Source organism: Bradyrhizobium sp. SZCCHNRI2009 (assembly GCF_032485115.1).
Taxonomy (GTDB): domain Bacteria; phylum Pseudomonadota; class Alphaproteobacteria; order Rhizobiales; family Xanthobacteraceae; genus Bradyrhizobium.
Window position 1 is genome coordinate 458,270 of record NZ_JAUEUH010000005.1, and the last position, 23,615, is coordinate 481,884.

At 67.1% G+C, this 23,615-nt stretch carries 23 protein-coding genes and 1 tRNA gene; 14 read left to right on the plus strand and 10 right to left on the minus strand.

Translation table 11 applies throughout. The features are described 5' to 3' along the window. Window positions 1-582 precede the first annotated feature (582 nt). Window positions 583-669 (minus strand) — tRNA-Leu (locus tag QX041_RS20455). Window positions 670-891: 222 nt separating this feature from the next. Between QX041_RS20455 and QX041_RS20460 the strand changes: the two genes are divergently transcribed. Next, a complete protein-coding gene (locus QX041_RS20460; protein ID WP_315716856.1) occupies window positions 892-1,860 on the plus strand; it encodes a complex I NDUFA9 subunit family protein in 969 nt (322 codons plus the stop codon). A gap of 124 nt (window positions 1,861-1,984) precedes the next feature. On the opposite strand, the gene QX041_RS20465 is transcribed toward QX041_RS20460, so the two are convergent. Then, complete coding sequence (locus QX041_RS20465; protein WP_315716855.1) at window positions 1,985-2,791, minus strand: undecaprenyl-diphosphate phosphatase; 807 nt, start codon at window positions 2,789-2,791, stop codon at window positions 1,985-1,987. A 357-nt stretch (window positions 2,792-3,148) separates the two neighbouring features. On the opposite strand from QX041_RS20465, the gene QX041_RS20470 reads away from it, so the two are divergent. Together QX041_RS20470 and queG are read left to right on the plus strand one after the other, a co-directional pair. After that, on the plus strand, window positions 3,149-3,841 hold the full coding sequence (locus tag QX041_RS20470; RefSeq protein ID WP_315716854.1) for a glutathione S-transferase family protein: 693 nt from the start codon (window positions 3,149-3,151) through the stop codon (window positions 3,839-3,841). Further along, complete coding sequence (gene queG, locus QX041_RS20475; RefSeq protein ID WP_316166464.1) at window positions 3,790-4,974, plus strand: tRNA epoxyqueuosine(34) reductase QueG; 1,185 nt, start codon at window positions 3,790-3,792, stop codon at window positions 4,972-4,974. The genes QX041_RS20470 and queG overlap by 52 nt, the downstream gene beginning before the upstream one ends. Window positions 4,975-4,985: 11 nt before the next feature. On the opposite strand, the gene QX041_RS20480 is transcribed toward queG, so the two are convergent. After that, on the minus strand, window positions 4,986-5,771 hold the full coding sequence (locus QX041_RS20480) for an alpha/beta hydrolase (RefSeq protein WP_316166381.1): 786 nt from the start codon (window positions 5,769-5,771) through the stop codon (window positions 4,986-4,988). Window positions 5,772-6,098: 327 nt separating this feature from the next. Between QX041_RS20480 and infC the strand changes: the two genes are divergently transcribed. Continuing rightward, on the plus strand, window positions 6,099-6,638 hold the full coding sequence (gene infC, locus QX041_RS20485; RefSeq protein WP_315716960.1) for a translation initiation factor IF-3: 540 nt from the start codon (window positions 6,099-6,101) through the stop codon (window positions 6,636-6,638). A 93-nt stretch (window positions 6,639-6,731) separates the two neighbouring features. Here infC and QX041_RS20490 read toward each other — a convergent pair whose 3' ends face one another. Then, complete coding sequence (locus tag QX041_RS20490) at window positions 6,732-7,112, minus strand: hypothetical protein (protein ID WP_316166382.1); 381 nt, start codon at window positions 7,110-7,112, stop codon at window positions 6,732-6,734. A gap of 261 nt (window positions 7,113-7,373) precedes the next feature. Here QX041_RS20490 and rpmI point away from each other — a divergent pair, with 261 nt between their 5' ends. The 7 genes from rpmI to QX041_RS20525 all read left to right on the plus strand — a co-directional run bounded on the left by rpmI (window position 7,374) and on the right by QX041_RS20525 (window position 13,923). Then, a complete protein-coding gene (gene rpmI / locus QX041_RS20495; RefSeq protein ID WP_008539890.1) occupies window positions 7,374-7,574 on the plus strand; it encodes a 50S ribosomal protein L35 in 201 nt (66 codons plus the stop codon). A 76-nt stretch (window positions 7,575-7,650) separates the two neighbouring features. After that, window positions 7,651-8,010 carry a 50S ribosomal protein L20 gene (rplT, locus tag QX041_RS20500; RefSeq protein WP_012040570.1) on the plus strand — a complete coding sequence of 120 codons (360 nt, stop codon included), beginning with the start codon at window positions 7,651-7,653 and terminating at the stop codon, window positions 8,008-8,010. A gap of 142 nt (window positions 8,011-8,152) precedes the next feature. After that, complete coding sequence (gene pheS, locus QX041_RS20505; RefSeq protein ID WP_316166383.1) at window positions 8,153-9,235, plus strand: phenylalanine--tRNA ligase subunit alpha; 1,083 nt, start codon at window positions 8,153-8,155, stop codon at window positions 9,233-9,235. A gap of 92 nt (window positions 9,236-9,327) precedes the next feature. Next, window positions 9,328-9,747 (plus strand): endonuclease domain-containing protein, encoded by a 420-nt coding sequence (locus QX041_RS20510; protein ID WP_315716850.1) that lies wholly within the window; start codon window positions 9,328-9,330, stop codon window positions 9,745-9,747. Window positions 9,748-9,763: 16 nt separating this feature from the next. Then, window positions 9,764-12,172, plus strand: coding sequence for a phenylalanine--tRNA ligase subunit beta (gene pheT, locus QX041_RS20515; protein WP_316166384.1), 2,409 nt, complete (start codon window positions 9,764-9,766; stop codon window positions 12,170-12,172). Then, window positions 12,169-12,945, plus strand: coding sequence for a sulfite exporter TauE/SafE family protein (locus QX041_RS20520; RefSeq protein WP_315750483.1), 777 nt, complete (start codon window positions 12,169-12,171; stop codon window positions 12,943-12,945). The genes pheT and QX041_RS20520 overlap by 4 nt, the downstream gene beginning before the upstream one ends. Window positions 12,946-12,978: 33 nt before the next feature. Next, a complete protein-coding gene (locus tag QX041_RS20525; protein WP_315750484.1) occupies window positions 12,979-13,923 on the plus strand; it encodes an MBL fold metallo-hydrolase in 945 nt (314 codons plus the stop codon). Window positions 13,924-14,060: 137 nt separating this feature from the next. Here the strand turns inward: QX041_RS20525 and QX041_RS20530 are convergent, their stop codons facing one another. Continuing rightward, the gene (locus QX041_RS20530) at window positions 14,061-15,473 is read right to left on the minus strand and encodes a flavin monoamine oxidase family protein (RefSeq protein WP_316166385.1); all 1,413 of its coding nucleotides are present in this window, start codon (window positions 15,471-15,473) and stop codon (window positions 14,061-14,063) included. A 192-nt stretch (window positions 15,474-15,665) separates the two neighbouring features. Between QX041_RS20530 and QX041_RS20535 the strand changes: the two genes are divergently transcribed. Further along, window positions 15,666-16,643 (plus strand): YiiX/YebB-like N1pC/P60 family cysteine hydrolase, encoded by a 978-nt coding sequence (locus tag QX041_RS20535; protein ID WP_315716844.1) that lies wholly within the window; start codon window positions 15,666-15,668, stop codon window positions 16,641-16,643. Window positions 16,644-16,655: 12 nt separating this feature from the next. On the opposite strand, the gene QX041_RS20540 is transcribed toward QX041_RS20535, so the two are convergent. Beyond that, window positions 16,656-16,931 (minus strand): metal-sensitive transcriptional regulator, encoded by a 276-nt coding sequence (locus QX041_RS20540; RefSeq protein WP_315716843.1) that lies wholly within the window; start codon window positions 16,929-16,931, stop codon window positions 16,656-16,658. 15 nt (window positions 16,932-16,946) lie between these two features. Further along, complete coding sequence (locus tag QX041_RS20545) at window positions 16,947-17,204, minus strand: hypothetical protein (RefSeq protein WP_316166386.1); 258 nt, start codon at window positions 17,202-17,204, stop codon at window positions 16,947-16,949. Here QX041_RS20545 and QX041_RS20550 point away from each other — a divergent pair. After that, a complete protein-coding gene (locus QX041_RS20550) occupies window positions 17,203-19,671 on the plus strand; it encodes a heavy metal translocating P-type ATPase (RefSeq protein ID WP_316166387.1) in 2,469 nt (822 codons plus the stop codon). The two genes, QX041_RS20545 and QX041_RS20550, sit on opposite strands and share 2 nt — an antisense overlap. Window positions 19,672-19,747: 76 nt before the next feature. After that, on the plus strand, window positions 19,748-20,500 hold the full coding sequence (locus QX041_RS20555; protein WP_315825677.1) for a sulfate transporter family protein: 753 nt from the start codon (window positions 19,748-19,750) through the stop codon (window positions 20,498-20,500). On the opposite strand, the gene QX041_RS20560 is transcribed toward QX041_RS20555, so the two are convergent. The 3 genes from QX041_RS20560 to QX041_RS20570 are packed head-to-tail and all read right to left on the minus strand — an operon-like array spanning window position 20,438 to window position 23,609. Beyond that, on the minus strand, window positions 20,438-22,057 hold the full coding sequence (locus QX041_RS20560; protein WP_316166389.1) for a DHA2 family efflux MFS transporter permease subunit: 1,620 nt from the start codon (window positions 22,055-22,057) through the stop codon (window positions 20,438-20,440). The two genes, QX041_RS20555 and QX041_RS20560, sit on opposite strands and share 63 nt — an antisense overlap. Next, the gene (locus tag QX041_RS20565) at window positions 22,054-22,560 is read right to left on the minus strand and encodes an isoprenylcysteine carboxyl methyltransferase family protein (protein ID WP_315716838.1); all 507 of its coding nucleotides are present in this window, start codon (window positions 22,558-22,560) and stop codon (window positions 22,054-22,056) included. The genes QX041_RS20560 and QX041_RS20565 overlap by 4 nt, the downstream gene beginning before the upstream one ends. Further along, window positions 22,557-23,609, minus strand: coding sequence for a type III polyketide synthase (locus QX041_RS20570; RefSeq protein ID WP_316166390.1), 1,053 nt, complete (start codon window positions 23,607-23,609; stop codon window positions 22,557-22,559). The genes QX041_RS20565 and QX041_RS20570 overlap by 4 nt, the downstream gene beginning before the upstream one ends. Window positions 23,610-23,615: the final 6 nt, after the last annotated feature.

Below are 23,615 nucleotides of genomic sequence, written 5' to 3' on the forward strand. Positions count from 1 at the left end.
ACCAATCGCGCAGGGAGGGCCGGATGATCCGGCGCGTACCTGTGGTTCCTGCCGCCAGCATTTTCCTTCGCTGGCGGGCCATGGGTGCGGTCGGCGCCCGGCTCTCCCTGCGCCCTCATGATTTCGAGGGCGAGACGATCGGCATGGCTCGGGCGCAAAGCGCGCCGCGAGGCTGATAGGTCTTGCCCTAAACGAGAAAGACCACGGCGGTCATGGTGATCACTCAACACGAAGGCGGTGCCCACCCTCCCCTGGAGGGGGAGGGTCGCCTCGCGGAGAGCGAAGCGAAACGTGAGGCGGGGTGGGGTGATCTCTCCTCTGGCGCTGGCGTGCGTGGAGAGATCGCCCCACCCCGCTCGCCCGCTTCGCGTGCGATCGACCCTCCCCCTCCAGGGGAGGGTGGAGGCTCGCAGCCGGCAGCAGCGGCTACATCACGGGCGTTGAAAGGAGGATTATCGGCTGGCTCGGGGACGAGCGTGTCGCTGATGTCGCGAAGACATCAGCTAAATCGATGCCACCCAATCAGATCGCGAGGCGCATCAGCGCCGTCGTCTTCTGTGCGGGGGAGGTCACCACCAAAAATGGTGCCCAGGAAAGGACTCGAACCTTCACGGCCGTTAAGCCACTGGCACCTGAAGCCAGCGCGTCTACCAATTCCGCCACCTGGGCATGGGGGCGCTGTGTACGGATCGAACGGGCGCTTGTCAAACCGCTGAACGCCCAAGATGACAATTTTTCTCACCCCATGCGCAAAAACACGGCTCCCTTTTCCGCGGTGCGGGCGATGGGCTATACAGCGGCCCAGGATGGCGGGCCGCGGGGTGCGAATCGCCGCTGACAGCTATCTCGTCCGGGACGGACCGACCGCCCGGCAATCCCAGGACTCATTCCATGGCATCGAATCTGGACACATTGGTTACCGTCTTCGGCGGCTCCGGCTTCGTCGGGCGCAACGTGGTCCGGGCGCTGGCCAAGCGCGACTATCGCATCCGCGTCGCGGTGCGCCGGCCGGAGCTCGCCGGCCACCTGCAGCCGCTCGGCCGGGTCGGCCAGATCCACGCCGTACAGGCCAATCTGCGCTATCCCGACTCGGTCGCATCGGCGCTGCGTGACAGCCATGTCGCGATCAACCTCGTCGGCGTCCTGACCGAGAGCGGCGCGCAGACCTTCGAGGCCGTGCAGGCCGAGGGCGCCGCCACCGTCGCCAAGGCGGCGGCCGCCGCTGGCGCCCGCATGGTGCACGTCTCGGCGATCGGCGCCGACGCAGAGTCGGCGTCGAGCTATGCCCGCGCCAAGGCGGCCGGCGAGGCCGCCGTGCTGGCTGCGGTGCCCGAGGCCGTGATCATGCGCCCCTCGGTCGTGTTCGGCCCCGAGGACCAGTTCACCAACCGCTTTGCGGGGCTCGCCCGGATCTCGCCGTTCCTGCCGCTGATCGGCGGCGGCGAGACGAAGATGCAGCCGGTCTATGTCGGCGACGTCGCCACCGCGGTGGCCGACGCGGTCGACGGCAAGGCGCAGCCGGGCGCGACCTACGAGCTCGGCGGGCCCGAGGTGCTGAGCTTCCGGGAAATCCTGAAAATCATCCTCGACATCACCGACCGCGACCGCGCGCTGCTGCCGCTGCCGTTCGGGCTCGCCAAACTGCAGGCCGCAATCCTGCAGTTCGCGCCGGGCCCGCTGAAGCTGACGCCGGACCAGGTCGAGCTCTTGCGCCACGACAACGTGGTGTCGGAGGCGGCAAAGGCGGCCGGGCTGACCTTGCAGGGCCTCGGCATCACGCCTGACTCGCTCGAGGCGGTCGCTCCGCAATATCTCTGGCGCTTCCGTCCCTCAGGACAGTTCCAGCGTAAGAACGCGTGAGGGGCCCCCGGCCTCTCCACGTCATTGCGAGGAGCGAAGCGACGAAGCAATCCAGAGTCCCGGACACCACACTGGATTGCTTCGCTTACGCTCGCAATGACGGTGGATGGAGCTGGGGCTCAGCTCACTTCCCCAGCGCCAGCGCGATCAGGCCGAGGGTGCCGACGATGACGCGCCACCAGGCGAACAGCACGAAGCCGTGGCGGGTGACGTAGCCGAGGAAGGCCTTCACCACGATCATCGCGGTGATGAAGGAGACGACGAAGCCGATGGCGATCAGACCGAGATGGTCCGCCGTCATCTCGGCGCGGCTCTTGTAGAAGTCGTAGACGAAGGCGCCGACCATGGTCGGGATCGCCAGGAAGAAGGAGAACTCCGCGGCCGAGCGCTTGTCGCCGCCGAGCAGCATCGCCGCCACGATGGTGGCGCCGGAGCGCGACACGCCGGGGATCATCGCGACGCACTGCGCGACGCCGATCCACAGATACATCATCAGCGGATAGCGCGTGGCGTCGTGCTCCCGCGGCTTGAGATCGATCTGATCGACCCACAGCAGGATGGCGCCGCCGACGATCAGCGAGAAGCACACGACCCAGGGATCGAACAGGAGCGCCTTGATGTACTTGCCGGCGATGAGGCCGATGATGACCGCGGGCAGGAAGGCGATCAGCACGCCGATGATGAAGCGGCGGTCGTCAGGGTTCGTCAGCGCGCCGATGGCGACGCGGTACAGCTTGAAGAAGTACAGCGCGACGATGGCGAGGATGGCGCCGAGCTGGATCAGGATCGCAAAGCTCTTCCAGAACCCCTCGTCGCCGAGCCCGAAAAAGCGCTCGGCGAGCAACAGATGGCCCGTCGAGGATACGGGAAGAAACTCGGTGACGCCCTCGACGATGCCGAGAAGCACCGCCCGCAGCGTATCTGACATCATTGATCGGATCCTGGATGGCCGGCAAAACGCCGCCCTTCTCGCCTATTCGGCCCGCGCCCGCAATTGCAAAAAGCGCTCGAACCGGCCACATCCGATGAATGAACCGGCGTGTGATCGGCCATGCGAATCAGAACGGGGCAATGCCGGACGGCGGATCGGGCGCGCTGATCGCTGTTCCCGAAAGCGTCGTTTCCCGCATGACCGCCCGTCGCCCTACTGCTTACACTTTCGCCGACCATGCGCTAATGGTCCGATTCGCGAGCGCACCCGCGCGCCGGTATCGGGACGAGGCGTCGGTGCGAACCGATGGTTGATTGTTCGTTAAGCGCCGTAGCCGCGGAATCGTCGAAAGGCTCCATGTACACGCTCTACCACCATCCCTTCTGCCCGCATTCACGCTTCGTCCGGCTGGTGCTCGGCGAATACGGGCTCGATCTGCGCCTGGTGGAGGAACGCGCCTGGGAGCGCCGCGAGGCGTTTCTCGTGCTCAATCCCGCGGCCACCACGCCGGTGCTGTCGGTCGAAGGCCTGCCGCCGGTGCCCGGTGTCGGCGTGATCGCCGAATTCATCGACGAGACCTGCGGGCCCGAGATGGGTGATCGCCGGCTGATGCCGGCCTCGGCGGCCGAGCGCATCGAGGTGCGCCGACTGATGGACTGGTTCAACACCAAGTTCTTCGAGGAGGCCTCGAACCTGCTGGTCACCGAGCGCATCTACAAGCGCTTCATGAGCGAGGAGGATGGCGGCGGGCCGCCGTCGACCGACGTGATTCGCGCCGCCAAGACCAATGTGCGCTATCATCTCGCCTATATCGGCTGGCTGGCGCAGCGGCGCAATTTCCTGGCTGGCGACCGCCTGACCTATGCCGACCTCGCCGCCGCCGCGCATCTGTCGGCGATCGACTATCTGGGCGACGTGCCATGGATCGAGGACGACGCCGCGAAGGCGTGGTACGCGCGGGTGAAGTCGCGGCCGTCGTTCCGGCCGCTGCTCTCCGACTGGCTGGCGGGCGTGCCGGCGTCGCGCACCTATGTGGATCTGGACTTCTGAGCGCCGCTAGGCCCGCGCCGGAGACGTTGAAGGCGGCGCTGGCCGCCGAGGCGCAACGGCTGGGCTTCGATGTCATCGGTATCACCGCCCCGGTCGTGAGCGCCGAACGGGTCGCCGCGTTCGAACGCTTCCTCGCCGCCGGCCAGCACGGCGACATGGACTGGCTGGCGCGCGAGCCGTCCCGCCGCACCGATCCCACCACGCTGTGGCGCGAGGTCCGCAGCATCATCATGCTCGGCGTCAATTACGGCCCCGACGAGGACCCTCGCGCGGTCCTGTCCCGGCGCAGCAATGCTGCGATTTCGGTCTATGCCCGCGGCGACGACTATCACGACGTCATCAAGAAGAACCTCAAGGCGCTCGCCCGCTGGCTGGTCGCGCAGGCCGGCTGTGATGTGAAGGTGTTCGTCGACACCGCGGCCGTCATGGAGAAGCCGCTGGCCGAAGCGGCCGGGCTCGGCTGGCAGGGCAAGCACACCAACTTGGTGTCGCGCGGCTTCGGCTCCTGGCTGTTCCTCGGCGCCATCTACACCACGCTGGCGCTGCCGGCGGACGCGCCGGAGCAGGATCATTGCGGCTCGTGCCGGGCCTGCCTCGACAGCTGCCCGACCGCGGCGTTTCCGGAGCCTTACAGCCTCGATGCACGGCGCTGCATCTCGTATCTGACGATCGAGAACAAGGGGCCGATCCCGCGCGAGTTCCGCAAGGCGCTGGGCAACCGCATCTATGGCTGCGACGACTGCCTCGCCGCCTGCCCCTGGAACAAGTTCGCGCAGGCGGGACGCGAGGCGAAGCTGGCGGCGCGCGACGCGTTGCGCGCGCCTTCGCTGGCGGAGCTGGCGGCGCTCGACGATGCCGCGTTCCGCGCGTTGTTCGCGAAATCGCCGATCAAGCGCATCGGCCGCGACCGCTTCCTGCGCAACGTGCTGATCGCGATCGGCAACTCCGGCGATGCGGCGCTGACGCCGTCAGCCGAGCGACTGGCCGCCGATCCGAGTCCGCTGGTGCGCGGTGCCGCCGCCTGGGCGCTCGCTTGGCTGCTCGACGAGGCTGCTTACGCGCGGCGTGCGAAGGCGGCGCTGACGTCGGAGACCGACGAGAGCGTCCGCGCGGAATGGCAGGCGCGATGCTGAAGCCGGCCGCCTCAGCCCATCTCGCCGACGGCGGCCAGCATACGCGCGATGTCCTGCGGACGCGACAGCCGGTGGTCACCGTCCTGGATCATGGTCAGCACCACGTCTTCGGCCGGCAGGCGGTGGGTCAGTGCGAACGCATGCTGCCAGGGAACGTCGCGGTCCTGCGCGCCCTGCAGGATGCGCACCGGACAGCCGACCTTGATGGCACCGCCGAGCAGGAGATGGTTGCGCCCGTCCTCGATCAATGCCCGGGTGATGGGATAGGGCTCACCGTACTCCGACGGACGCATCCAGACGCCGTTGGTCTCGATCTCGGTCCGGACCGTCGGCGGGAAGCCCTTCCACATCAGCTCCTCGGTGAAATCGGGCGCCGGGGCGATCAGGACCAGGCCCGCCAGCGTTGCTTCGGCCGGGTCCTTGAGCAGCTCGCGCGCCAGCAGCAGCGCCATCCAGCCGCCCATCGAGGAACCGACCACGACCTGGGGTCCGCGGCAGAATTGCCGGAACACCGCGACGCTCTCCTCGAGCCAGCGGCTGATGGTGCCGTCGACGAAGCGTCCGCCGGATTCGCCGTGCCCGGAATAGTCGAAGCGGACGCAGGCGCGGCCGCGCTCGGCGGCCCAGGCGTCGAGGGCCAGGGCCTTGGTGCCTTTCATGTCGGAATTGAAGCCACCGAGCCAGAACAGCCCGGGCGGACGGCCCGGTCGCGCCCGCACCGCGATCCGGCACGACGATTCGCCCGCGCCGACGGCGATGAAGACGGGCGGATCGGCATTTTCTGCAGCAGGGTTCATGGATCGTTACTCGCTGTCGGGTGTTGTGTGGGCGAACCGGCCGTTTCCGTCAATCGGCGCGGCCCGACGCAGCCGCTTGCGAAAGCGCGCCGCGCACTCTATGTCCCCCGGCGGAACCACGAGGGCCCGAAAAAGCGCGAGTTTGATCGCAATTCTCGGCCGTGTGGCTTCCTTGGGGGAATGCATCGACGCGCAAGTCTCGCGCATGCGACGCAGGAGCCGCGACGACCGGGCGGAATTTCGACGCACCGGACCGTTGCGACCTTGCCCGCGAAAGCATCTTCCTTCAAACTAGCCGCCTTCTTCCACAACCTTGGAGCACTACCCATTCGCCGCCCCAATCGAGCCCCGCCCGCTGCCGTCAAAGACGGGCCGCGTACCAATGATGAGATTCGCAATGCGCAGATCCAGCTGATCGATGCCGAAGGCACCAACCGTGGTGTCGTCGAGACCGTTGTCGCGATCAAGATGGCCGCTGATGCCGGCATGGATCTGGTCGAGATTTCGCCGAACAACTCGCCTCCCGTCTGTAAGATCATGGACTACGGGAAGTACAAATATTCGGCGCAGAAGAAGGCCGCCGAGGCCCGCAAGAAGCAGAAGGTCGTCGAGATCAAGGAGATCAAGCTCCGCCCGATGATCGACGACCACGACTACGACGTGAAGATGCGCGCGATGCAGCGGTTCTTCGAAGAGGGCGACAAGGTCAAGATCACGCTGCGCTATCGCGGCCGCGAAATGGCGCACCAGGAGATCGGCACCAAGCTGCTCGACAAGGTGAAGTCCGACGTGGCGGCGTTCGCCAAGGTCGAGCAGGACGCCAGGTTCGAGGGACGTCAGGTGGTCATGGTTCTGGCGCCGCGCTAAGTCCTGCACGCCGACACCTGAAGCCGGGCCCGCCACGCGTTTGGCGGGCTTTTCTCTTGGGGCGCCCGTCAGGACCGCTTTTGCGGGCCCGGGTCAGGACCGCGTCGCCTGCCACCGCCCCCTGCAGGTCCCGGACGAGCCTTTGCCGCTCCAGCGGCCGACGCCGGACGTGGCGCCAAGCCGGCCGGTGCCGCTGGCCGAGGCACCACCCTGGGATACCCGCACAGTGACGGCGCCGCCGCGGCCAACCGAGCCGGTAATGTTGGCGGTGCTGTTCGAGAGGACCCGGCCGCCGCTGATCCGGATCGGGAAGCTGTAACCCTGGTCGCAACTGCCGGCCTCGGTGATGATGAGCACGGTCCAGGCGCCATCGAAGCCGGCAGCGTGCGCCGGCCTTGCCGTCAGGCCCGCGAGGCCCGTCAGCAGCGCGGTCGTGAAGGCGACGGAGATGGCGCGGCGAATGAGGCGGGTCATGGTCGATCCTCGACTGTCATGGTCGGCTGATCATGGGTCGGAATAGCTGATTCCGTGGTTCGACGTTGCCAACAGGCTTTGTCTCTGGCATAAGCGCGGCCTTCGTCGCCCGGCTGATCAAGGGCTGCCGTGGCGATGTTTCTGTGCGGGTGGGTCCTCGTTTGGACCCGAAACCTGAGCACAACCAACGCTCTAACGAGCATTTTCGCCAGATGGCGCCGCTCTAGCGGGCGGCTTGCCGTTGGCATCAAGGAGAGCCAAATGCCCAAGCTGAAGACCAAATCCGGCGCCAAAAAGCGCTTCAAGGTGACTGCCACCGGCAAAGTGATGCACGCCCAGCGCGGCAAGCGCCACGGCATGATCAAGCGGACGAAGAAGCAGATCCGGCAGCTGCGCGGCACCCGCGTGCTGTTCAAGACCGACGGCGACAACGTCAAGAAGTACTTCTTGCCGAACGCCTGACCGGCCTCTCGCGTCCGAACCCTGGCCGCCTCAAAGCCGCGGCTGATCGTCATCTCTGAATCCAAGGATTTCCGGCATGTCTCGCGTCAAACGCGGTGTGACCGCCCACGCCAAGCACAAGAAAGTCTTCAAGGCCGCCAAGGGCTATTACGGCCGCCGCAAGAACACGATCCGCACCGCCAAGCAGGCCGTCGAGAAGGCCGGCCAGTATGCGTTCCGCGATCGCAAGCGCAAGAAGCGCACCTTCCGCGCGCTCTGGATCCAGCGCCTGAACGCCGCCGTGCGTCCCTTCGAGCTCACCTACAGCCGATTTATCGACGGCCTGTCGAAGTCCGGCATCACCGTCGACCGCAAGGTGCTGTCGGATCTCGCGATCAACGAGCCCGCCGCGTTCCAGGCGATCGTTGAGAAGGCCAAGGCGGCGCTCGCCGCCTGATCGCCTCCGCATCGTGAGGATTTCAAAAGCGGCCGATGCTCTCGGCCGCTTTTTGCTATCCGGCGACATCAATCCTTCGCTTGACCCCTGTCGCCCGCGCGGCGACAACCCAGCCGCCTTTTGTCCCGCGGAGATTTTGCCCGTGTCCGACCTCGCTTCGCTCGAAACCTCGATCCTCGACCAGATCGCCGCCGCCGGCGATGAAGCCGCGCTGGAAGCCGTCCGCGTCGCAGCCCTCGGCAAGAAGGGCTCGATCTCGGCGCTGCTGGCGACCCTCGGCAAGATGTCGCCGGACGAACGCAAGACGCAAGGCGCCGCGATCAACCTCGCCAAGGACAAGGTCACGCAGGCGCTGGCCGCGCGGCGCGACGTCCTCAAGGCCGCCGCGCTCGACGCCCGTCTCGCCGCCGAGACCATCGACGTCACCCTGCCGCTGCAGGATTCGCCGGCCGAGACCGGCCGCATCCATCCGCTCAGCCAGGTGATGGACGAGCTGACCACGATCTTCGCCGATATGGGCTTTTCGATCGCGGAAGGTCCCGACGTCGAGACCGACGACTACAACTTCACCAAGCTGAACTTCCCGGAAGGCCATCCGGCGCGGGAGATGCACGACACGTTCTTCTTCAATCCGAAGCCGGACGGCTCGCGCATGCTGCTGCGAACCCACACCTCGCCGGTGCAGGTGCGGACCATGCTCAGCCAGAAGCCGCCGATCCGCGTGATCTGCCCGGGCCGCACCTATCGCATCGATTCGGACGCGACCCACACGCCGCAATTCCACCAGGTCGAGGGCCTCGTCATCGACAAGGGCTCGCATCTCGGTCACCTCAAATGGATCCTGCATGAGTTCTGCAAGGCGTTCTTCGAGGTCGACCACATCAACATGAAATTCCGGCCGTCGTTCTTCCCGTTCACCGAGCCGTCTCTTGAGGTCGACATCCAGTGCCGCCGCGACAAGGGCGAGATCCGCTTCGGCGAGGGCGAGGACTGGCTGGAGATTCTCGGCTGCGGTATGGTGCACCCGAACGTGCTGCGCGCCTGCGGCATCGATCCCGACGAATACCAGGGCTTTGCCTGGGGCATGGGCATCGACCGCATCGCGATGCTGAAATACGGCATGAGCGACCTGCGCCAGCTGTTCGACGGCGACGTCCGCTGGCTGTCGCATTACGGCTTCAAGCCGTTGGAGGTCCCGACCTTGGCCGGAGGGCTGAGTTCGTGATGAGCCTCGCCCTCTCTCAGCAAACGCTCGAACTCCCTCTCCCGCTTGCGGGGGAGGGCTGGGGTGGGGGTCTCTCCGCGCAGGAGGTGTCGATGGACGACGAGAAGCCCATCTGGACAGTCTCGCCGAAGCTTCGAACGAATGCGCGCGCCCTCCGCCAAAACTCGACGGATGCCGAGAGAATATTATGGTCCGAGCTGCGCGGCCATCGCCTGCTCGGCGCGGGCTTTCGCCGTCAGGTCCCGATCGACCGCTACATCGTCGACTTCGTCTGCCACACCGCACGTCTCGTCATCGAGCTCGATGGCGGACAGCACTTCTCAACTGAAGGCGAACAGCGCGACGCTTCACGCTCAGCTGCGATCGAAGCCAAAGGATTTCACATCCTGCGCTTTGCCAATAACGACGTCCTGGCCAATCGCGCCGGCGTTCTTGAAACCATTGCCGCTGCCATTGCGGCGAGAGCCCCCACCCTGACCCTCCCCCGCAAGCGGGGGAGGGAACGGGACTGAATCAGCGGAAAGAGCCATGAAATTCACGCTGTCCTGGCTGAAGGACCATCTCGACACCGACGAGTCGGTCGAGACGCTCGCCAACAAGCTCACGATGATCGGCCTCGAGGTCGAGCATCTCGAGGACAAGGCGAAGCTGCTCGCGCCGTACAAAATCGCGCGCGTCGTCTCCGCCGAGCAGCATCCGAATGCGGACCGGCTGCGGGTCTGCATGGTCGACACCGGCGACGGTGGCGCGCCGGTGCAGGTGGTGTGCGGCGCGCCGAATGCGCGCGCGGGACTGGTGTCGGTGTTCTCGCCGCCGGGCACCTACATCCCCGGCAAGAACATCACGCTGTCGGTCGGCACGATCCGCGGCGTCGAGAGCCGCGGCATGCTGTGCTCGGCGGCCGAGCTGCAGATCTCCGACGATCACGACGGCATCATGGAGCTGCCGGCGGATGCGCCGATCGGCACCCCCTACGCCGAATGGGCTGGGCTCGGCGATCCCCAATTCGAGATCAACCTGACGCCGAACCGCCAGGACTGCACCGGCGTGCACGGCATCGCCCGCGACCTCGCCGCCGCCGACATGGGCAAGCTGAAAGATCCCGGCATCAAGCCGGTGAAGGGCGAGCTCCCCTGCCCGGTGAAGGTCACGGTCGAGGACGAGAAGCTGTGTCCGGGCTTCGCGCTGCGGCTGGTGCGCGGCGTCAAGAACGGCCCGTCGCCGAAGTGGCTGCAGCAGCGCCTCACATCGATCGGCCTACGCCCGATCAACGCGCTGGTCGACATCACCAACTACATGACCTTCGACCGCGCGCGTCCGCTGCATGTGTTCGACGCCAAGAAGGTGAAGGGCAATCTGGTCGTCCGCCGCGCGCGTGACGGCGAGACCCTGCTCGCGCTCGACGGCCGTACCTACACGCTCGACCATTCGATGTGCGTCATCGCCGACGATTCCGGCGTCGAATCGCTCGCCGGCATCATGGGCGGCGAGGCTTCGGGCTGCGATGAAGGCACCACCGACGTGCTGATCGAATCGGCGCTGTGGAACGAGATCAACATCGCCCAGACCGGCCGCAAGCTCGGCATCAATTCCGACGCGCGCTACCGCTTCGAGCGCGGCGTCGATCCGGCCTTCATGGTGCCGGGCCTGGAGATGGCGACCAAGCTCGTGCTCGACCTGTGTGGCGGCACGCCGTCGGAGACTGTCGTCGTCGGCAATCCGTTCGGCGATGACCGCATCGTCGACTTCCCGTTGACCGAGGTGAAGCGGCTGGCGGGCATCGAGGTGCCGCTGACCGAGATGCGGCGGATCCTGACGCATCTCGGCTTCGTGGTCGCCGGCAACGGCCCCATCGTGAAGGTCGCGGTGCCGTCCTGGCGCAGCGACGTGCACGGCAAGGCCGATATCGTCGAGGAAGTCGTGCGCATCGTCGGCGTCGACAAGGTGCCTATGACGCCGTTCGAGCGCGGCGACGCCCCGCGCAAGCCGGTGCTGACGCCGCTGCAATTGCGCACGCGGCGCGCCAAGCGCGCGCTGGCCGCGCGCGGCATGGTCGAAGCCGTGACGTGGTCATTCATCTCCAAGCCGGCCGCCGAATTGTTCGGCGGCGGCAAGGCCGAGCTCGCTCTCGCCAATCCGATCGCGGCCGATCTCTCGGACATGCGCCCGAGCCTGTTGCCGGGCCTGACCGCGACGGTGCAGGCCAATGCCGATCGCGGCTTCGGCGATGCCGCGATCTTCGAGGTCGGGCAGGTCTTCAAGGGCGATGGCCCCACGGATCAGTTCGTGGCCGCGAGCGGCATCCGCCGCGGCATCGCGCCGGCGAAGGGACTCGGCCGGCATTGGACGGGATCGCAGCCGGCCAACGCGTATGACGCCAAGGCCGATGCGCTCGCGGTGCTCGCGGCGGCCGGCGCGCCGATGGCCTCGCTGCAGATCGTCGCCGGCGGGCCGGCCTGGATGCATCCGGGGCGCTCCGGCACGATCCAGATGGGCCCGCAGAACGTGCTCGGGCATTTCGGCGAGCTGCATCCGCGCACGCTGGAGGCGCTGAAGGCGGACGGGCCACTGGTCGCCTTCGAGGTGATCCTGGATCGCATTCCGGCGGCCAAGGCGAAGCCGACCCGCGCCAAGCCGGTGCTGGAGCTCTCGGCATTCCAGCCGGTGTCGCGCGACTTCGCCTTCATCGTCGATCGCAAGGTCAAGGCCGGCGACATCGTCCGCGCCGCGCAGGGCGTCGACAAGAAGCTGATCACCGATGTCACCGTGTTCGACGTCTACGAGGGCAAGGGCATCGAGGACGGCAAGAAGTCGATCGCGATCGCCGTGACCCTGCAGCCACGCGACAAGACCATGACCGACGAGGAGATCGACGCGGTCGCGGCGAAGATCACGGCCGACGTAGCCAAGAAGACCGGCGGCACGTTGCGCGGATGAGCCTCTCCGGGCTCATCCCTGCCGATCTCAGCCTGTTCGCGACGATCGCGCTGGCGATCGTCGCCTTCATTGCCGCAACCGCGCGCGGCTTCTCCGGCTTCGGCGCAGCACTGATCTTCATGCCGCTCGCGAGCAGCTTTGCGACGCCCCGTCTGGTCGCGCCGCTGCTGCTGGTGATCGATTTCGTCTCGATGGCCCCGATGGTGGCGCCGGCCTGGCGCGAGGCCGACCGCAAGGCCACCGCGGTGATCGTCGCGGGTGCGCTGGTCGGCGTGCCCGTGGGCACCTATTTCCTCAGCCGGCTGGACCCGGTCACCGTCCGCTGGATCATCACCGGTTTCGTGATCGGGCTGCTTGCGCTGCTGCTGTCCGGCTGGCGCTATCGCGGCAGGGAGTACACCGCGCTGTCGGTCGTTGTCGGCTGCATCTCCGGATTCTGCAGCGGACTGGCGCAGACCGGGGGCCCGCCGATCGTCGGCTACTGGCTGGGACGCCCGATCCCGCCAAAGATCGCACGGGCGAACATCGTGCTGTTCTTCGGCGCATCGGACTTCTTCGCGATGGTGAGCTACGCAATGAGCGGGCTGATCACCTGGGATTCGCTGAAGCTTTCGCTGCTGATCGGGCCGGTCTACGCGCTCGGTGTCGCGTTCGGCGCGTCGCTGTTCGGCCGCGCCAGCGAGCAGGTGTTCCGCGCCATCTGCTATGCGCTGATCGCAATCGCCGTGATCGCCGGCCTGCCGGCCCTCGACGGCGTGCTCGGGCGGGGTTAGCCTTCCTGCAACGAAGCAGACTGGGAGGCCACCGTGATCCATCGGCGAACAATGCTCAAGCTCGCGCTGGGAACGGCCGGCGCCATCGCGGCGCCCGCGGCGTTCGCGCAAGGCGCGAAGACCGGCACGCGGATGGTCTTCCTCGGCACCAAGGGCGGCCCGCGCGTCGGCGTCGGCGCTTCGAATCCGGCCAATCTCGTCGTCGTCAACGGCACGCCGTTCGTGATCGATTGCGGCATGGGCGTCAGCCGTCAGCTCGTCAGCGCTGGGGTTCCGATCCCATCGATCAAGTACATCCTGATCAGCCATCACCATTCCGATCACAATCTCGAATACGGCAATCTGTTCTACAACGCCTGGGCCGCAGGATTGTCGACGCCGATCCAGTCGTTCGGACCGAAGGGCCTGGAGGCGATGACCAGGAGCTTCTGGGAAACCAACAAGTTCGACGTCGACACCCGCATCGCGGATGAAGGCCGGCCAGATCCGCGGCCACTCCTGGTCGCGAAGGATATCGACGCGGACGGCGTCGTGCTGAAGACGGCGGACGTGACGGTGACCGCGTTCCGCACGCCACATCCGCCGATCACCGACAACTTCGCGTACAAGTTCGAGACGCCCGAGGGCACGATCGTGTTCTCGAGCGACACGGCCTATAACCCGAAGCTTGCAGAGTTTGCCAAGGGCGCAGACGTTCTCGTGCATGAATGCCTCTATGTGCCCGCGGTCGATCGGCTGGTCGCCAAGACGAAGAACGGCTCGACGCTGAAGAAGCACCTGCTCGACAGTCACACGACCACGGAAGACGTCGGACGCATCGCCGCGGCTGCAGGCGTGAAGGTGCTGGTGCTCAGCCACTTCGTGCCCGGTGATGACCCCGAAGTGACGGACGAGGACTGGACGCGGGACGTGAAGAAGAACTACACGGGCCGCATCGTGGTCGCGAAAGACCTGATGGAATTGAAGCTGCCGGTGTAGCCAAGGCTGGGCGTGCTTCAATCGGCAACTCGCCTGCATCAGCGGTAGGGTGGGCAAAGGCGCAGCCGTGCCATTCACGCTTGAGATCGCAGTTGCGCCGTGCCCACCCTCTTGCTGATGAGCTTGCGGATCGACGGTCAATCCTCCGGCGAGGCCGAGCGCACCTTGCCACGACGGCGCGGTCGTTGCCGCTCACTGCTCGGCTCCGGTTCGGCGTCCTTGATCGCGCCGATCCGGCGCAGCGCGGCTTCCGCGGCGCGCTCGCCGGAGTCCCAGGCGCCGTCGACCGTGCCCCACAGCGCTTCGTGCGTGGCCTCTCCCGCAAGAAACAGCGGACCCAAGGGCTCGCCCAATATTTTGCGGGCGCCCTGGCTGCCGGGCGTGGCCGCCGACATCGCGCCGAGCACGCCCGGCGCCAGGTTCCAGCGCGTCGCTGCGGACGACTTCACCGCTGCGGCGGCCTCGCTTCCAAACAGCTTGCCTATCCACTCCCTGGCGAAGTCGACCATCGCCACCTCGCCCTGCGCTGATAGTTCGCGGCCGAAGGCGCCGGCAACATCGACGGTACAAAGCGACGATCCGCCGATATTGGCAAGCAGCAGACCTGTGCGACTGGAATTGCTCTGCTCGATGATGACCTCGTCCCGCGACAGGCCGAGCGGATTGCCCGCGAGCATCAGCGCAATGTGATCATAGCTGCCGAGGCTGAGCTTCGCGGCGGCGTCGAGCTGCCGCTTGGGCAGCTCGGGCGCGAACTTGATGGCGCCTGATGTCAGCACGTTGGTCGACACCGTGAGGATGACGGCGCGCGCCGCGATTCGCCCCGCCGGCGTTTCCACCGCGACGTCGCGGTTGGCCCACACGACGCGCGTTGCTGGAGTCGACAGCGACAACGGCAACGATTCGCCGAGCCTGGCGATGAACGTGCCCAGCCCCTGGCGGCAGGCCAGCGGCGCGCTGCGATCCTGCGCACGCGCCTTGTCCATCGCGGAGAGATCGGCGAGATCCTTCCCGGTCGCGCTGGCGCCGAGCACGAATGCCGTGGTGCTGGTCCAGTCGCCCAGATCTTTCGGCAGCGCCGCGGCGCAGGACGTATCGAGCTTGCCGCGCGCCGCCTCGTCGATGGCGCGATTGGCGCGCACCAGCCCCGCCAGGAACTGCTCGGTCTCGCCGGGCCGCGCATTGCGCCGGCCGACGCGGATCTTCTGCCCGACGGGAGCCGCGACGAGATCGAGTCCGAGACCGCGCGCGAGCCTGCTGATGGGATTGCCGTCGGCGTTGAGCAGCCAGCGGGCGCCGCGATCGAACGGCACGCCGAAGGTGGCTGCATCCGTGCGGCAACGGCCGCCGAGCTGCGGCGCGGCCTCCAGCACCACGACCTTGCGATTGGCCGCGACGATGCGGCGGGCCGCGGCGATTCCCGCCGCACCCGCCCCGATCACGACAATGTCAGCCTCGCGTGGAACAGCCGCCTGCGCGGCGCGGCCGGCGATGGGCAGCACGGCCAGCGCCGCGGAAGCGGAGAGGAAGCCGCGGCGCGTGACATTCATGACATGGTTTCCGAAAGCTTTGAACCAAACGAATACCCGCGAATTTGCCGCATCTACCGCGCTGCGGCAACCGGGATGGTAAACGTGATACCGTGCAGAACGCGTCCACTATGAACCAAATTGCAACCGCAATCGACCATCATGGAAGAAGGGAAAAAACCGGCGACCGGCCAAGGTCGCCCGGGGAGCGTTATGGGTATCGTGCTTGATCAGATCGGCAAGCTGATTGCCGCCTATCTCCAGAAGGAGATCCCCGGCTATGAGCCGTTCACGCCGAGCGATCCGGACTATCTGCGCAAGGACGTCCAGCCCGGCGACGTGCTGCTCGTCGAGGGCAACAGCCGCATCTCCGGCATCATCAAATACCTCACGCAGTCGACCTGGTCGCACGCCGCGCTCTATGTCGGACCGATCGATGGCGCCGTCGAGCCCGACGGCGAGCCGCATGTGCTGGTCGAGGCCTATGTCGGCGACGGCGTGATCTCGGCGCCGCTGTCGAAATATTTCGCCTATCACACCCGTGTGTGCCGTCCGGTCGGCCTGACCTATGAGGACCGGCACACGGTGTGCCGCTACGCCATCAATCGCATCGGCTTCGGCTACGACACCAAGAACATCATCGACCTGATGCGCTATCTGATCCCGATGCCGATTCCGCAACGCTGGCGGCGGCGCATGATCGCGCTGGGCTCGGGTGATCCGACCAAGATGATCTGCTCGGCGCTGATCGCGCAGGCCTTCGATGCGGTGCGCTACCCGATCCTGCCCAAGATCACGCGGGCGCCATCGCGGCGCGCCAAGCGCGAGATCCTGCACATCCGCGATTCCTCGCTCTACATGCCGCGCGACTTCGACATCTCGCCCTATTTCGAGATCGTCAAGCCGACCATCGTCAATGGATTCGACTACACGACCCTGCACTGGGCCGACAAGCAGAAGCCGCTCGCGGAGGTAGCGGGCGAGTTCGCCGTGTTTCCAGGAGCCATCACAGCGCCGCCGCTCGTTCCTGAGACGGCTGACGAAGAGGCGACGCAGCAGGCTGCGGCTGAGGAAATAGTTGCGAAGCTCGGCGAACGGCTCGTGGTCAACGAGCATTTTCTCGTCGCCGAGCCGGTACGAAACGTCGCGCCACGTCCGACCGCGCGCCGCCGCAACAAGGTGGCGGTCTGAGCTGGGCTGACCTCAGCGATCCGACCGGCCGATCACATCCATCAACTCCGCGATCTTCTGCCGTTGATCGGCCTTGTCGCCCGATGCGATGGCGTGCTCGACGCAATGCGCGACGTGGTCGCGCAAGATCTCCTCCTCGACCCGGCGCAACGCCGCCCGCACAGCGGAGATCTGGGTGACGATGTCGATGCAGTAGCGGTTGTCCTCGACCATTTTCGACAGGCCCCTGACCTGCCCTTCGATCCGACTCAAACGTTTCTGACAGGATGTCTTGATGTCCTCGCGCATGGAGCCTATATACCCCTACAGGGTATAGGTTTCAAGAGGCTGAGCGATGTCGGAAACCAGACACGAGCATGGCGTCGCGGCGGGCGGCGAGGGCGGATGCGGCTGTGGATCGCGCGCGCGCGCGGTGGAAACCGGACACGAACAGGCATCCGCGGACAGTTGTTGCAGCGATCGTGCCGGCGCGGCGCCCGCCAGCGCTTCGGGCGGCTGCTGCGGCGGCTCGGACCCCGCCGCGCCTGAACCAGCGAAGGCAACGGATCCGGTCTGCGGCATGTCGGTCGATCCCCTGACCTCGAAGCATCGCTTCGAGCATCAGGGGCAGACCTTCCATTTCTGCTCGGCAGGCTGCCGCACCAAGTTCGCCGCCGATCCCGCCAAGTATCTCGCGACGGCCGCAGCGCCTGCAGCCGCTCGGTCATGCTGTGGCGGTCATGACCACCATGAGCATGACCCGGCAACGGTCATCGATCCCGTCTGCGGCATGAGCGTCGATCCTGCGACCTCGACACATCGTTTCGACCATCAGGGTCACACCTTCCATTTCTGCTCGGCCGGCTGCCGCACCAAGTTCGCGGCCGAGCCGGACAAATATCTCGGCGAACGCGAGCCGCCGCCGGAGATGCCGGCAGGCACGATCTACACCTGCCCGATGCATCCCGAGATCCGCCAGGAAGGCCCAGGCACCTGCCCGATCTGCGGCATGGCGCTGGAGCCCGACGTCGTCAGCCTCGACGATGCGCCCAATCCCGAGCTCGCCGACATGAGCAGGCGGTTCTGGATCGGCACTGTGCTGTCGGCACCCGTTGTCGTGCTGGAGATGGGCGGACATCTCGTCGGCGGCCATGGCCTGCTCGATCCCGTGCTGTCGAACTGGATCCAGTTCGCGCTGGCGACGCCGGTCGTGCTGTGGGCCGGCTGGCCGTTCTTCGTGCGCGGCTGGCAATCGGTCCAGACCCGCAATCTCAACATGTTCACCTTGATCGCAATGGGCACGGGCGTCGCCTATGTCTACAGCGTGATCGCGACCGTCGCGCCGCAGGCGTTTCCGCCGGCGTTCCGCGGCCATGGCGGCGCGGTGGCGGTGTATTTCGAGGCGGCCTCGGTCATCACCATTCTCGTCCTGCTCGGCCAGGTGCTGGAGCTGCGCGCACGCGAAGCAACGTCGGGAGCGATCAAGGCGCTGTTGCAGCTGGCGCCGAAGACGGCGCGGCGGCTCGACACCGACGGCAACGATCATGAGGTGGAGATCGCCGAGCTCGCGGTCGGCGATCGCCTGCGTGTGCGCCCGGGCGAGAAGGTGCCGGTCGACGGCATCATTCTCGAAGGCCGCTCGTCGCTCGACGAATCGCTTGTCACCGGCGAGTCGATGCCGGTGACCAAGGACGAGGGCGAGCGCGTCATCGCGGGCACCTTGAACCAGACCGGCAGCTTCGTGATGCGCGCCGACAAGGTCGGACGCGAGACCCTGCTGTCGCAGATCGTGCAGATGGTCGCCGACGCGCAGCGCTCGCGCGCGCCGATCCAGCGCCTCGCCGACCAGGTCGCGGGCTGGTTCGTGCCGATGGTGATCGCTGCTGCCATTGCCGCCTTCGTCGCGTGGTACGCGTTCGGTCCCGAGCCGCGCTTCGCCTTCGGCCTCGTCGCCGCCGTGAGCGTGCTGATCATCGCCTGTCCCTGCGCGCTCGGTCTTGCGACGCCGATGTCGATCATGGTCGGGGTCGGCCGCGGCGCCCAGGCCGGCGTGCTGATCAAGAGCGCCGAGGCGCTGGAGCGGATGGAGAAGGTCGATACGCTGGTCGTCGACAAGACCGGCACCCTGACCGAGGGCAAGCCGAAGGTGACCAGCATCGTCACCGCTCAGGGCTTCGACGAGGCCGACGCGCTGCGGCTGGCCGCCAGCGTCGAGCGCGCCAGCGAGCATCCGCTGGCCGAGGCCATCGTCCGGCATGCCGCGGAGCGCAACATCAAGCTCGCCGACGTCAAGAACTTCGACGCGCCGACCGGCAAGGGCGCGCGCGGCGAGGTCGATGGCAAGGCCATCGTGCTCGGCAATGCGACCTATCTCGCCTCGCTCGGCATCATCACCGATACGCTCGGCGTCGAGAGCAAGCGGCTGCGCGAAGAGGGCGCCACCGTGATCACGATGGCCGTCGACGGCAAGCCGTCTGCGCTGTTTGCGGTCGCCGATCCGGTCAAGGCGTCGACGCCGGAGGCGCTGAAGGCACTCGCGGCCGACGGCATCAAGGTGATCATGCTGACCGGCGACAACCGCACCACCGCCACCGCGGTCGCGCGCAAGATCGGCATCACCGAGGTCGAGGCCGAGGTGCTGCCCGAGCAGAAGAGCGCCGTGGTCGCGCGTCTGCGCGCCAGCGGCAAGATCGTCGCGATGGCCGGCGACGGCGTCAACGATGCGCCGGCGCTCGCCGCGGCCGACGTCGGCATCGCCATGGGCACCGGCACCGACGTGGCGATGGAGAGCGCCGGCATCACGCTGCTGCAGGGCGACCTCGGCGGTATCGCGCGGGCGCGAAAACTGTCGGCGGCGACGATGCGCAACATCCGCCAGAACCTGTTCTTCGCGTTCATCTACAACGCCGCCGGCATCCCGATCGCCGCCGGCATCCTCTACCCCGTGTTCGGCATCCTGCTGTCGCCGATCATCGCAGCCGCCGCGATGTCGCTGTCGTCGGTCAGCGTGGTCGGCAACGCGCTGCGGCTGCGGGCGACCGATCTTTGATACGATGCCGGCGGACTTGCCGAAGCCCGCCGGCATGTCTACCTCTGCCGCGGGCTTTGCAGCGAGGGACCCCGCCATGATCGACGCCGCCATCAAGGCGATTTCGCAGATTCTGTCGCCGCCGATGCGCTCGATCCTGTGGCGCTCGATCGGGCTGGCGCTGGTGCTGGTCACGGTGCTCGCGATCGGGCTGCAGCGGCTCCTGACCTGGCTCGCGACTGCCGGCGAGGGCTGGGCGGAGGCCATGCTCGGGCCGAACTCGCACGGCACGCTCGAGGTGCTGACCTGGATCATCTCGATCGCCGCCGGCTTCGGCGTCGTGTTCGGCGGCATCATGCTGATGCCGGCAATCACCTCGGTGATCGCGAGCCTGTTCGTCGACGACGTCGCCGACCTTGTCGAGCGCGAGCATTATCCGGCCGAGCGCCCCGGCGCCGCTTTGCCGTTCGGCGTCGCCATCATCGAGGGCCTCAAGGCCGCCGGCCTCACCATCCTGGTCTATCTGGTCGCCCTGCCCTTCGTGTTCCTCGCCGGCGCCGGCTTCGTGATCTTCTTCCTCGCCACGGCCTGGCTGCTCGGCCGCGAATATTTCGAGCTCGCCGCGATGCGCTTCCGGCCGCCGGCGGAGGCCAAGGCGATGCGGCGCGACAATGCGATCACGGTGTTCACCGCGGGGCTGATCATCGCGGCCTTCGTCACCATCCCGATCGTGAACCTGGCGACGCCGCTGTTCGGCATGGCGTTCATGGTCCACCTGCACAAGCGCCTATCCGGACCGCGGCCCGAGCTGATCGAGCCGTCGCCGGAGCGCCGGCTGCGCAGCCTCTAGCGCCATCATCCGCGGCGACAGGCTCGTCGCCTTGCTGCGGGCGAAGGGGATCAGCAGGAAGCCGAGCAGCGCGACACCAGCGAGCAGCGACCAGGCCTCGTTGACGCACAGCGCCAGCGAGGCCTTCTCCACCAGCGGCCGGACATAGGCGATCGCCTGCTCCTCCGAGATGCCGCGCGGCCGGTTGCGCAGCAGCTCCGGCGCGAGCCCGATCGCCTTGGCCGCCGCGGTATCGCCGGCCAGCAGGCGGTCGCGAAACGCCTGGGCATGCATGGCGACGCGGCCATAGAGGATGGTGTCGATCAGCGCGATGCCGATGGCGCCGCCGAGATTGCGCATCAGGTTGAACAGCCCGCTGGCGTCGGCGACCTCGGCCTGCGGCAGGTCGCCGAGCGCGATCCGCGTCGGCGGCAGCAGGCAGAACATGATGCCGACGCCGCGCACCACCTGCGGCCAGAACATCTCCTGATAGTCGGCGGTCGGCGGCTGGAACGCGCTCGCGGCCAGACCGGAGCCGAACAGCACGAAACCGAACGCCGTCAGGAGACGCGCGTCGACCTTGCCGTCCAGCGCCGTCACCAGCGGAGCGGCGATCAGTTGCGCCACGCCGGTGACCAGCATGATCTTGCCGATCTCGAACGCATCGTGGCCGCGCACGAAGGCGAGGAACACCGGCATCAGATACACCGAGCCGAACAGCCCGATGCCCAGACAGAAGCTCGACAGGCAGCCGAGCGTGAACGACCGCCGCTGAAAGCTGCCGAGCCGCAGGATCGGCTGCGGTGAGGTCAGCAGGCGCTGGACGAGCAAGGTGAGGCACGACGCGCTCAGCACCAGGAACGCGATGCAGTTCGACGACAGCCAGCCGCCCTTCGGCGCCTCCTTCAGCCCGAGCTCGAGGCTGGCCAGGGACACTGCGAGCAGCAGCAGCGCAAACAGGTCGAGCTTGTCGAGCTCCGCGAGGTCCATGCGCTGCTTCGGCAGCAGGCCGGGCGTCGCCAGCGCGGCGACGAGGCCGGGCGCGATGTTGATCAGGAACAGCCAGGGCCACGACCAGGTGTTGGTGATGAAGCCGCCGACGACCGGGCCGATGGTCGGCGCGAGCACCGCGACCACGCCGCCGATCGTCGTCGCGACCGCGTGCAGGCGCGGTGGAAACAGCAGGAACACGGCGGAGAACACCACGGGAATCAAGAGACCACCGAAGAAGCCCTGCAGCACGCGGAACGCCAGCAGCGTGTGAAAATCGCCGCTGAACGCGCAACCGAGCGAGGCGGCGGTGAAGATGCCGACGGCGCCGACGAACAGCCAGCGCAACGTGAACACCCGCGTGAGCAACCCGGTCAGCGGAATGGCGATGATCTCGGCGATCAGATACGCCGTCTGGATCCAGCTCATCGCCTCCGGCGTGATGCCGAGCGCCTCCTGGATGGTCGGCAGCGACGTCGCCACCACCTGGATGTCCAGGATCGCCATGAACATGCCGACGCACATCAGGATGAAGCCGAGCCAGGTGGCGAGGCTCGGACGATCCTGCGGCGCGGCCGATGCGCTCATGCGGTCTGGCCGCCGCCGATGCCGGTGAGTGCTTCCGATTCGGCGCGGATGCGGATGAACAGCACCGCCGCATTCAGGCCGGAGAAGATCAGGGCGATCAGCGGCAGATGCAGCGCCAGCGGCAGCAGCGCGATCTCGGCTGCGACCACCAGATAGTTCGGATGCGAGATGTAACGATAGGGACCATCGGTGACGAGGGGCGCCCCCGGCAGGATGATGATGCGCGTCGTCCAGCGCGGACCGAGCGTCGCCAGCACCCACCAGCGCAGCCCCTGCAGCAGCACGAAGCCGCTCAAGAGCCACGGGTCGACCTCCTGGTCGGCGCCGAGCAGCCACAGCGATACCAGCCAGGCCGCATGCATCGAGATCATCAGCGGATAATGATCCGCCCCGACCTCGACCGCGCCCATGGCGCGCAGGCGCTTGGTGTTGTGGCGGGCGAGCACGAGCTCGCCGAGCCGCTGCATGGTGACGAGGGCGAGGACGAAGGCGGCGAAGGTCATGCGGCGTGCCTCAATGAAACGCAGCTTGCGGTGAACCCAGGTCCGAGCGCAGTGAGCACCGAGCGCGGCGGCAAGCCCTGGGCGCGGGCGCGCTCCAGCACGAACAGCACCGTCGGCGCGGACATGTTGCCGTAGTCGGCGATGATCTCGCGCTCATGATCCAGCGTGCCCTGATCCAGCGACAGCGCGCGCTCCAGCGCCGTGATCACCTTGGCGCCGCCGGGATGGCAGACGAAGCGGTCGACGTCGGCAGGCGCGAGCTTCATCCGCTCCAGGATCTCGTTGACCGCGGGGCCCATGTTCTCGGTGACGAAGTCCGGAATGGTGCGCTGGAAGATCACGCCAAAACCTTCGGGATCGACGCTCCAGCCCATGATGTCGAGCGTATCGGGCCACAGCTTCTCGCCGGTCGCCTCGACGCGGATAGCGCCGCCATCGCCGGCGCGCAGGATCGCGGCCGCCGCGCCATCGCCGAACAGGCTCAGCGCGACGATGTTGGCCTTCGTCAACTCATCATGGCGGACAGCCAGTGTGCACAGTTCGAAGGTCACCAGCAGCACGTTGGTGCCGGGCCGGGCCTGCGCTAGGCGCGCGGCGATCGACAGGCCCGAGACCCCACCGGCGCAGCCAAGCCCGAACACCGGCACGCGCGACACGTCCGCGCGAAAACCCAGGCGGCCGGCGACGCGCGCTTCCAAGGTCGGCGTCGCGATCCCCGTCGAGCTCACGGTGACGATGGTGTCGATGTCGGCGGCGTTGAGATCGGCCTGCGCAAGCGCCTTGTTCGCCGCGTCGACGAACAGCGCCTCGGCGCCTTCGAGATAGGCTTCGGTGCGCTCCGGCCAGCCGCGCCGCTCCATGTACCATTCGATCGGCTTGACGCCGTAGCGCTGGCGGATGCCGGTGTTGGCGAACAGGCTCGCCATCGTGTCGAACTGCGGGAAGCGCGGCGCCAGCACCACGCGTGCGGCCTCCATCACTTCGTTCTGGCGAAACTGATGCGGTGGCACCGAGGTCGCGAGCGACACGAGTGCGGCAGTGTTGTCCATGCGGCT

Coding starts and splice junctions, on each gene's coding strand:
- pheT (WP_316166384.1), top strand. CDS start 9,764: ATGAAATTCACGCTGTCCTGGCTGAAGGACCATCTCGACACCGACGAG.
- QX041_RS20545 (WP_316166386.1), bottom strand. CDS start 17,204: ATGCCGCAGACCGGATCCGTTGCCTTCGCTGGTTCAGGCGCGGCGGGG.
- QX041_RS20530 (WP_316166385.1), bottom strand. CDS start 15,473: ATGAATGTCACGCGCCGCGGCTTCCTCTCCGCTTCCGCGGCGCTGGCC.
- QX041_RS20480 (WP_316166381.1), bottom strand. CDS start 5,771: ATGAACCCTGCTGCAGAAAATGCCGATCCGCCCGTCTTCATCGCCGTC.
- QX041_RS20470 (WP_315716854.1), top strand. CDS start 3,149: ATGTACACGCTCTACCACCATCCCTTCTGCCCGCATTCACGCTTCGTC.
- QX041_RS20565 (WP_315716838.1), bottom strand. CDS start 22,560: ATGACCTTCGCCGCCTTCGTCCTCGCCCTCGTCACCATGCAGCGGCTC.
- QX041_RS20555 (WP_315825677.1), top strand. CDS start 19,748: ATGATCGACGCCGCCATCAAGGCGATTTCGCAGATTCTGTCGCCGCCG.
- QX041_RS20570 (WP_316166390.1), bottom strand. CDS start 23,609: ATGGACAACACTGCCGCACTCGTGTCGCTCGCGACCTCGGTGCCACCG.
- QX041_RS20520 (WP_315750483.1), top strand. CDS start 12,169: ATGAGCCTCTCCGGGCTCATCCCTGCCGATCTCAGCCTGTTCGCGACG.
- QX041_RS20550 (WP_316166387.1), top strand. CDS start 17,203: ATGTCGGTCGATCCCCTGACCTCGAAGCATCGCTTCGAGCATCAGGGG.
- QX041_RS20465 (WP_315716855.1), bottom strand. CDS start 2,791: ATGATGTCAGATACGCTGCGGGCGGTGCTTCTCGGCATCGTCGAGGGC.
- QX041_RS20490 (WP_316166382.1), bottom strand. CDS start 7,112: ATGACCCGCCTCATTCGCCGCGCCATCTCCGTCGCCTTCACGACCGCG.
- rplT (WP_012040570.1), top strand. CDS start 7,651: ATGTCTCGCGTCAAACGCGGTGTGACCGCCCACGCCAAGCACAAGAAA.
- QX041_RS20510 (WP_315716850.1), top strand. CDS start 9,328: ATGGACGACGAGAAGCCCATCTGGACAGTCTCGCCGAAGCTTCGAACG.
- QX041_RS20535 (WP_315716844.1), top strand. CDS start 15,666: ATGGGTATCGTGCTTGATCAGATCGGCAAGCTGATTGCCGCCTATCTC.
- rpmI (WP_008539890.1), top strand. CDS start 7,374: ATGCCCAAGCTGAAGACCAAATCCGGCGCCAAAAAGCGCTTCAAGGTG.
- QX041_RS20560 (WP_316166389.1), bottom strand. CDS start 22,057: ATGAGCGCATCGGCCGCGCCGCAGGATCGTCCGAGCCTCGCCACCTGG.
- QX041_RS20460 (WP_315716856.1), top strand. CDS start 892: ATGGCATCGAATCTGGACACATTGGTTACCGTCTTCGGCGGCTCCGGC.
- QX041_RS20540 (WP_315716843.1), bottom strand. CDS start 16,931: ATGCGCGAGGACATCAAGACATCCTGTCAGAAACGTTTGAGTCGGATC.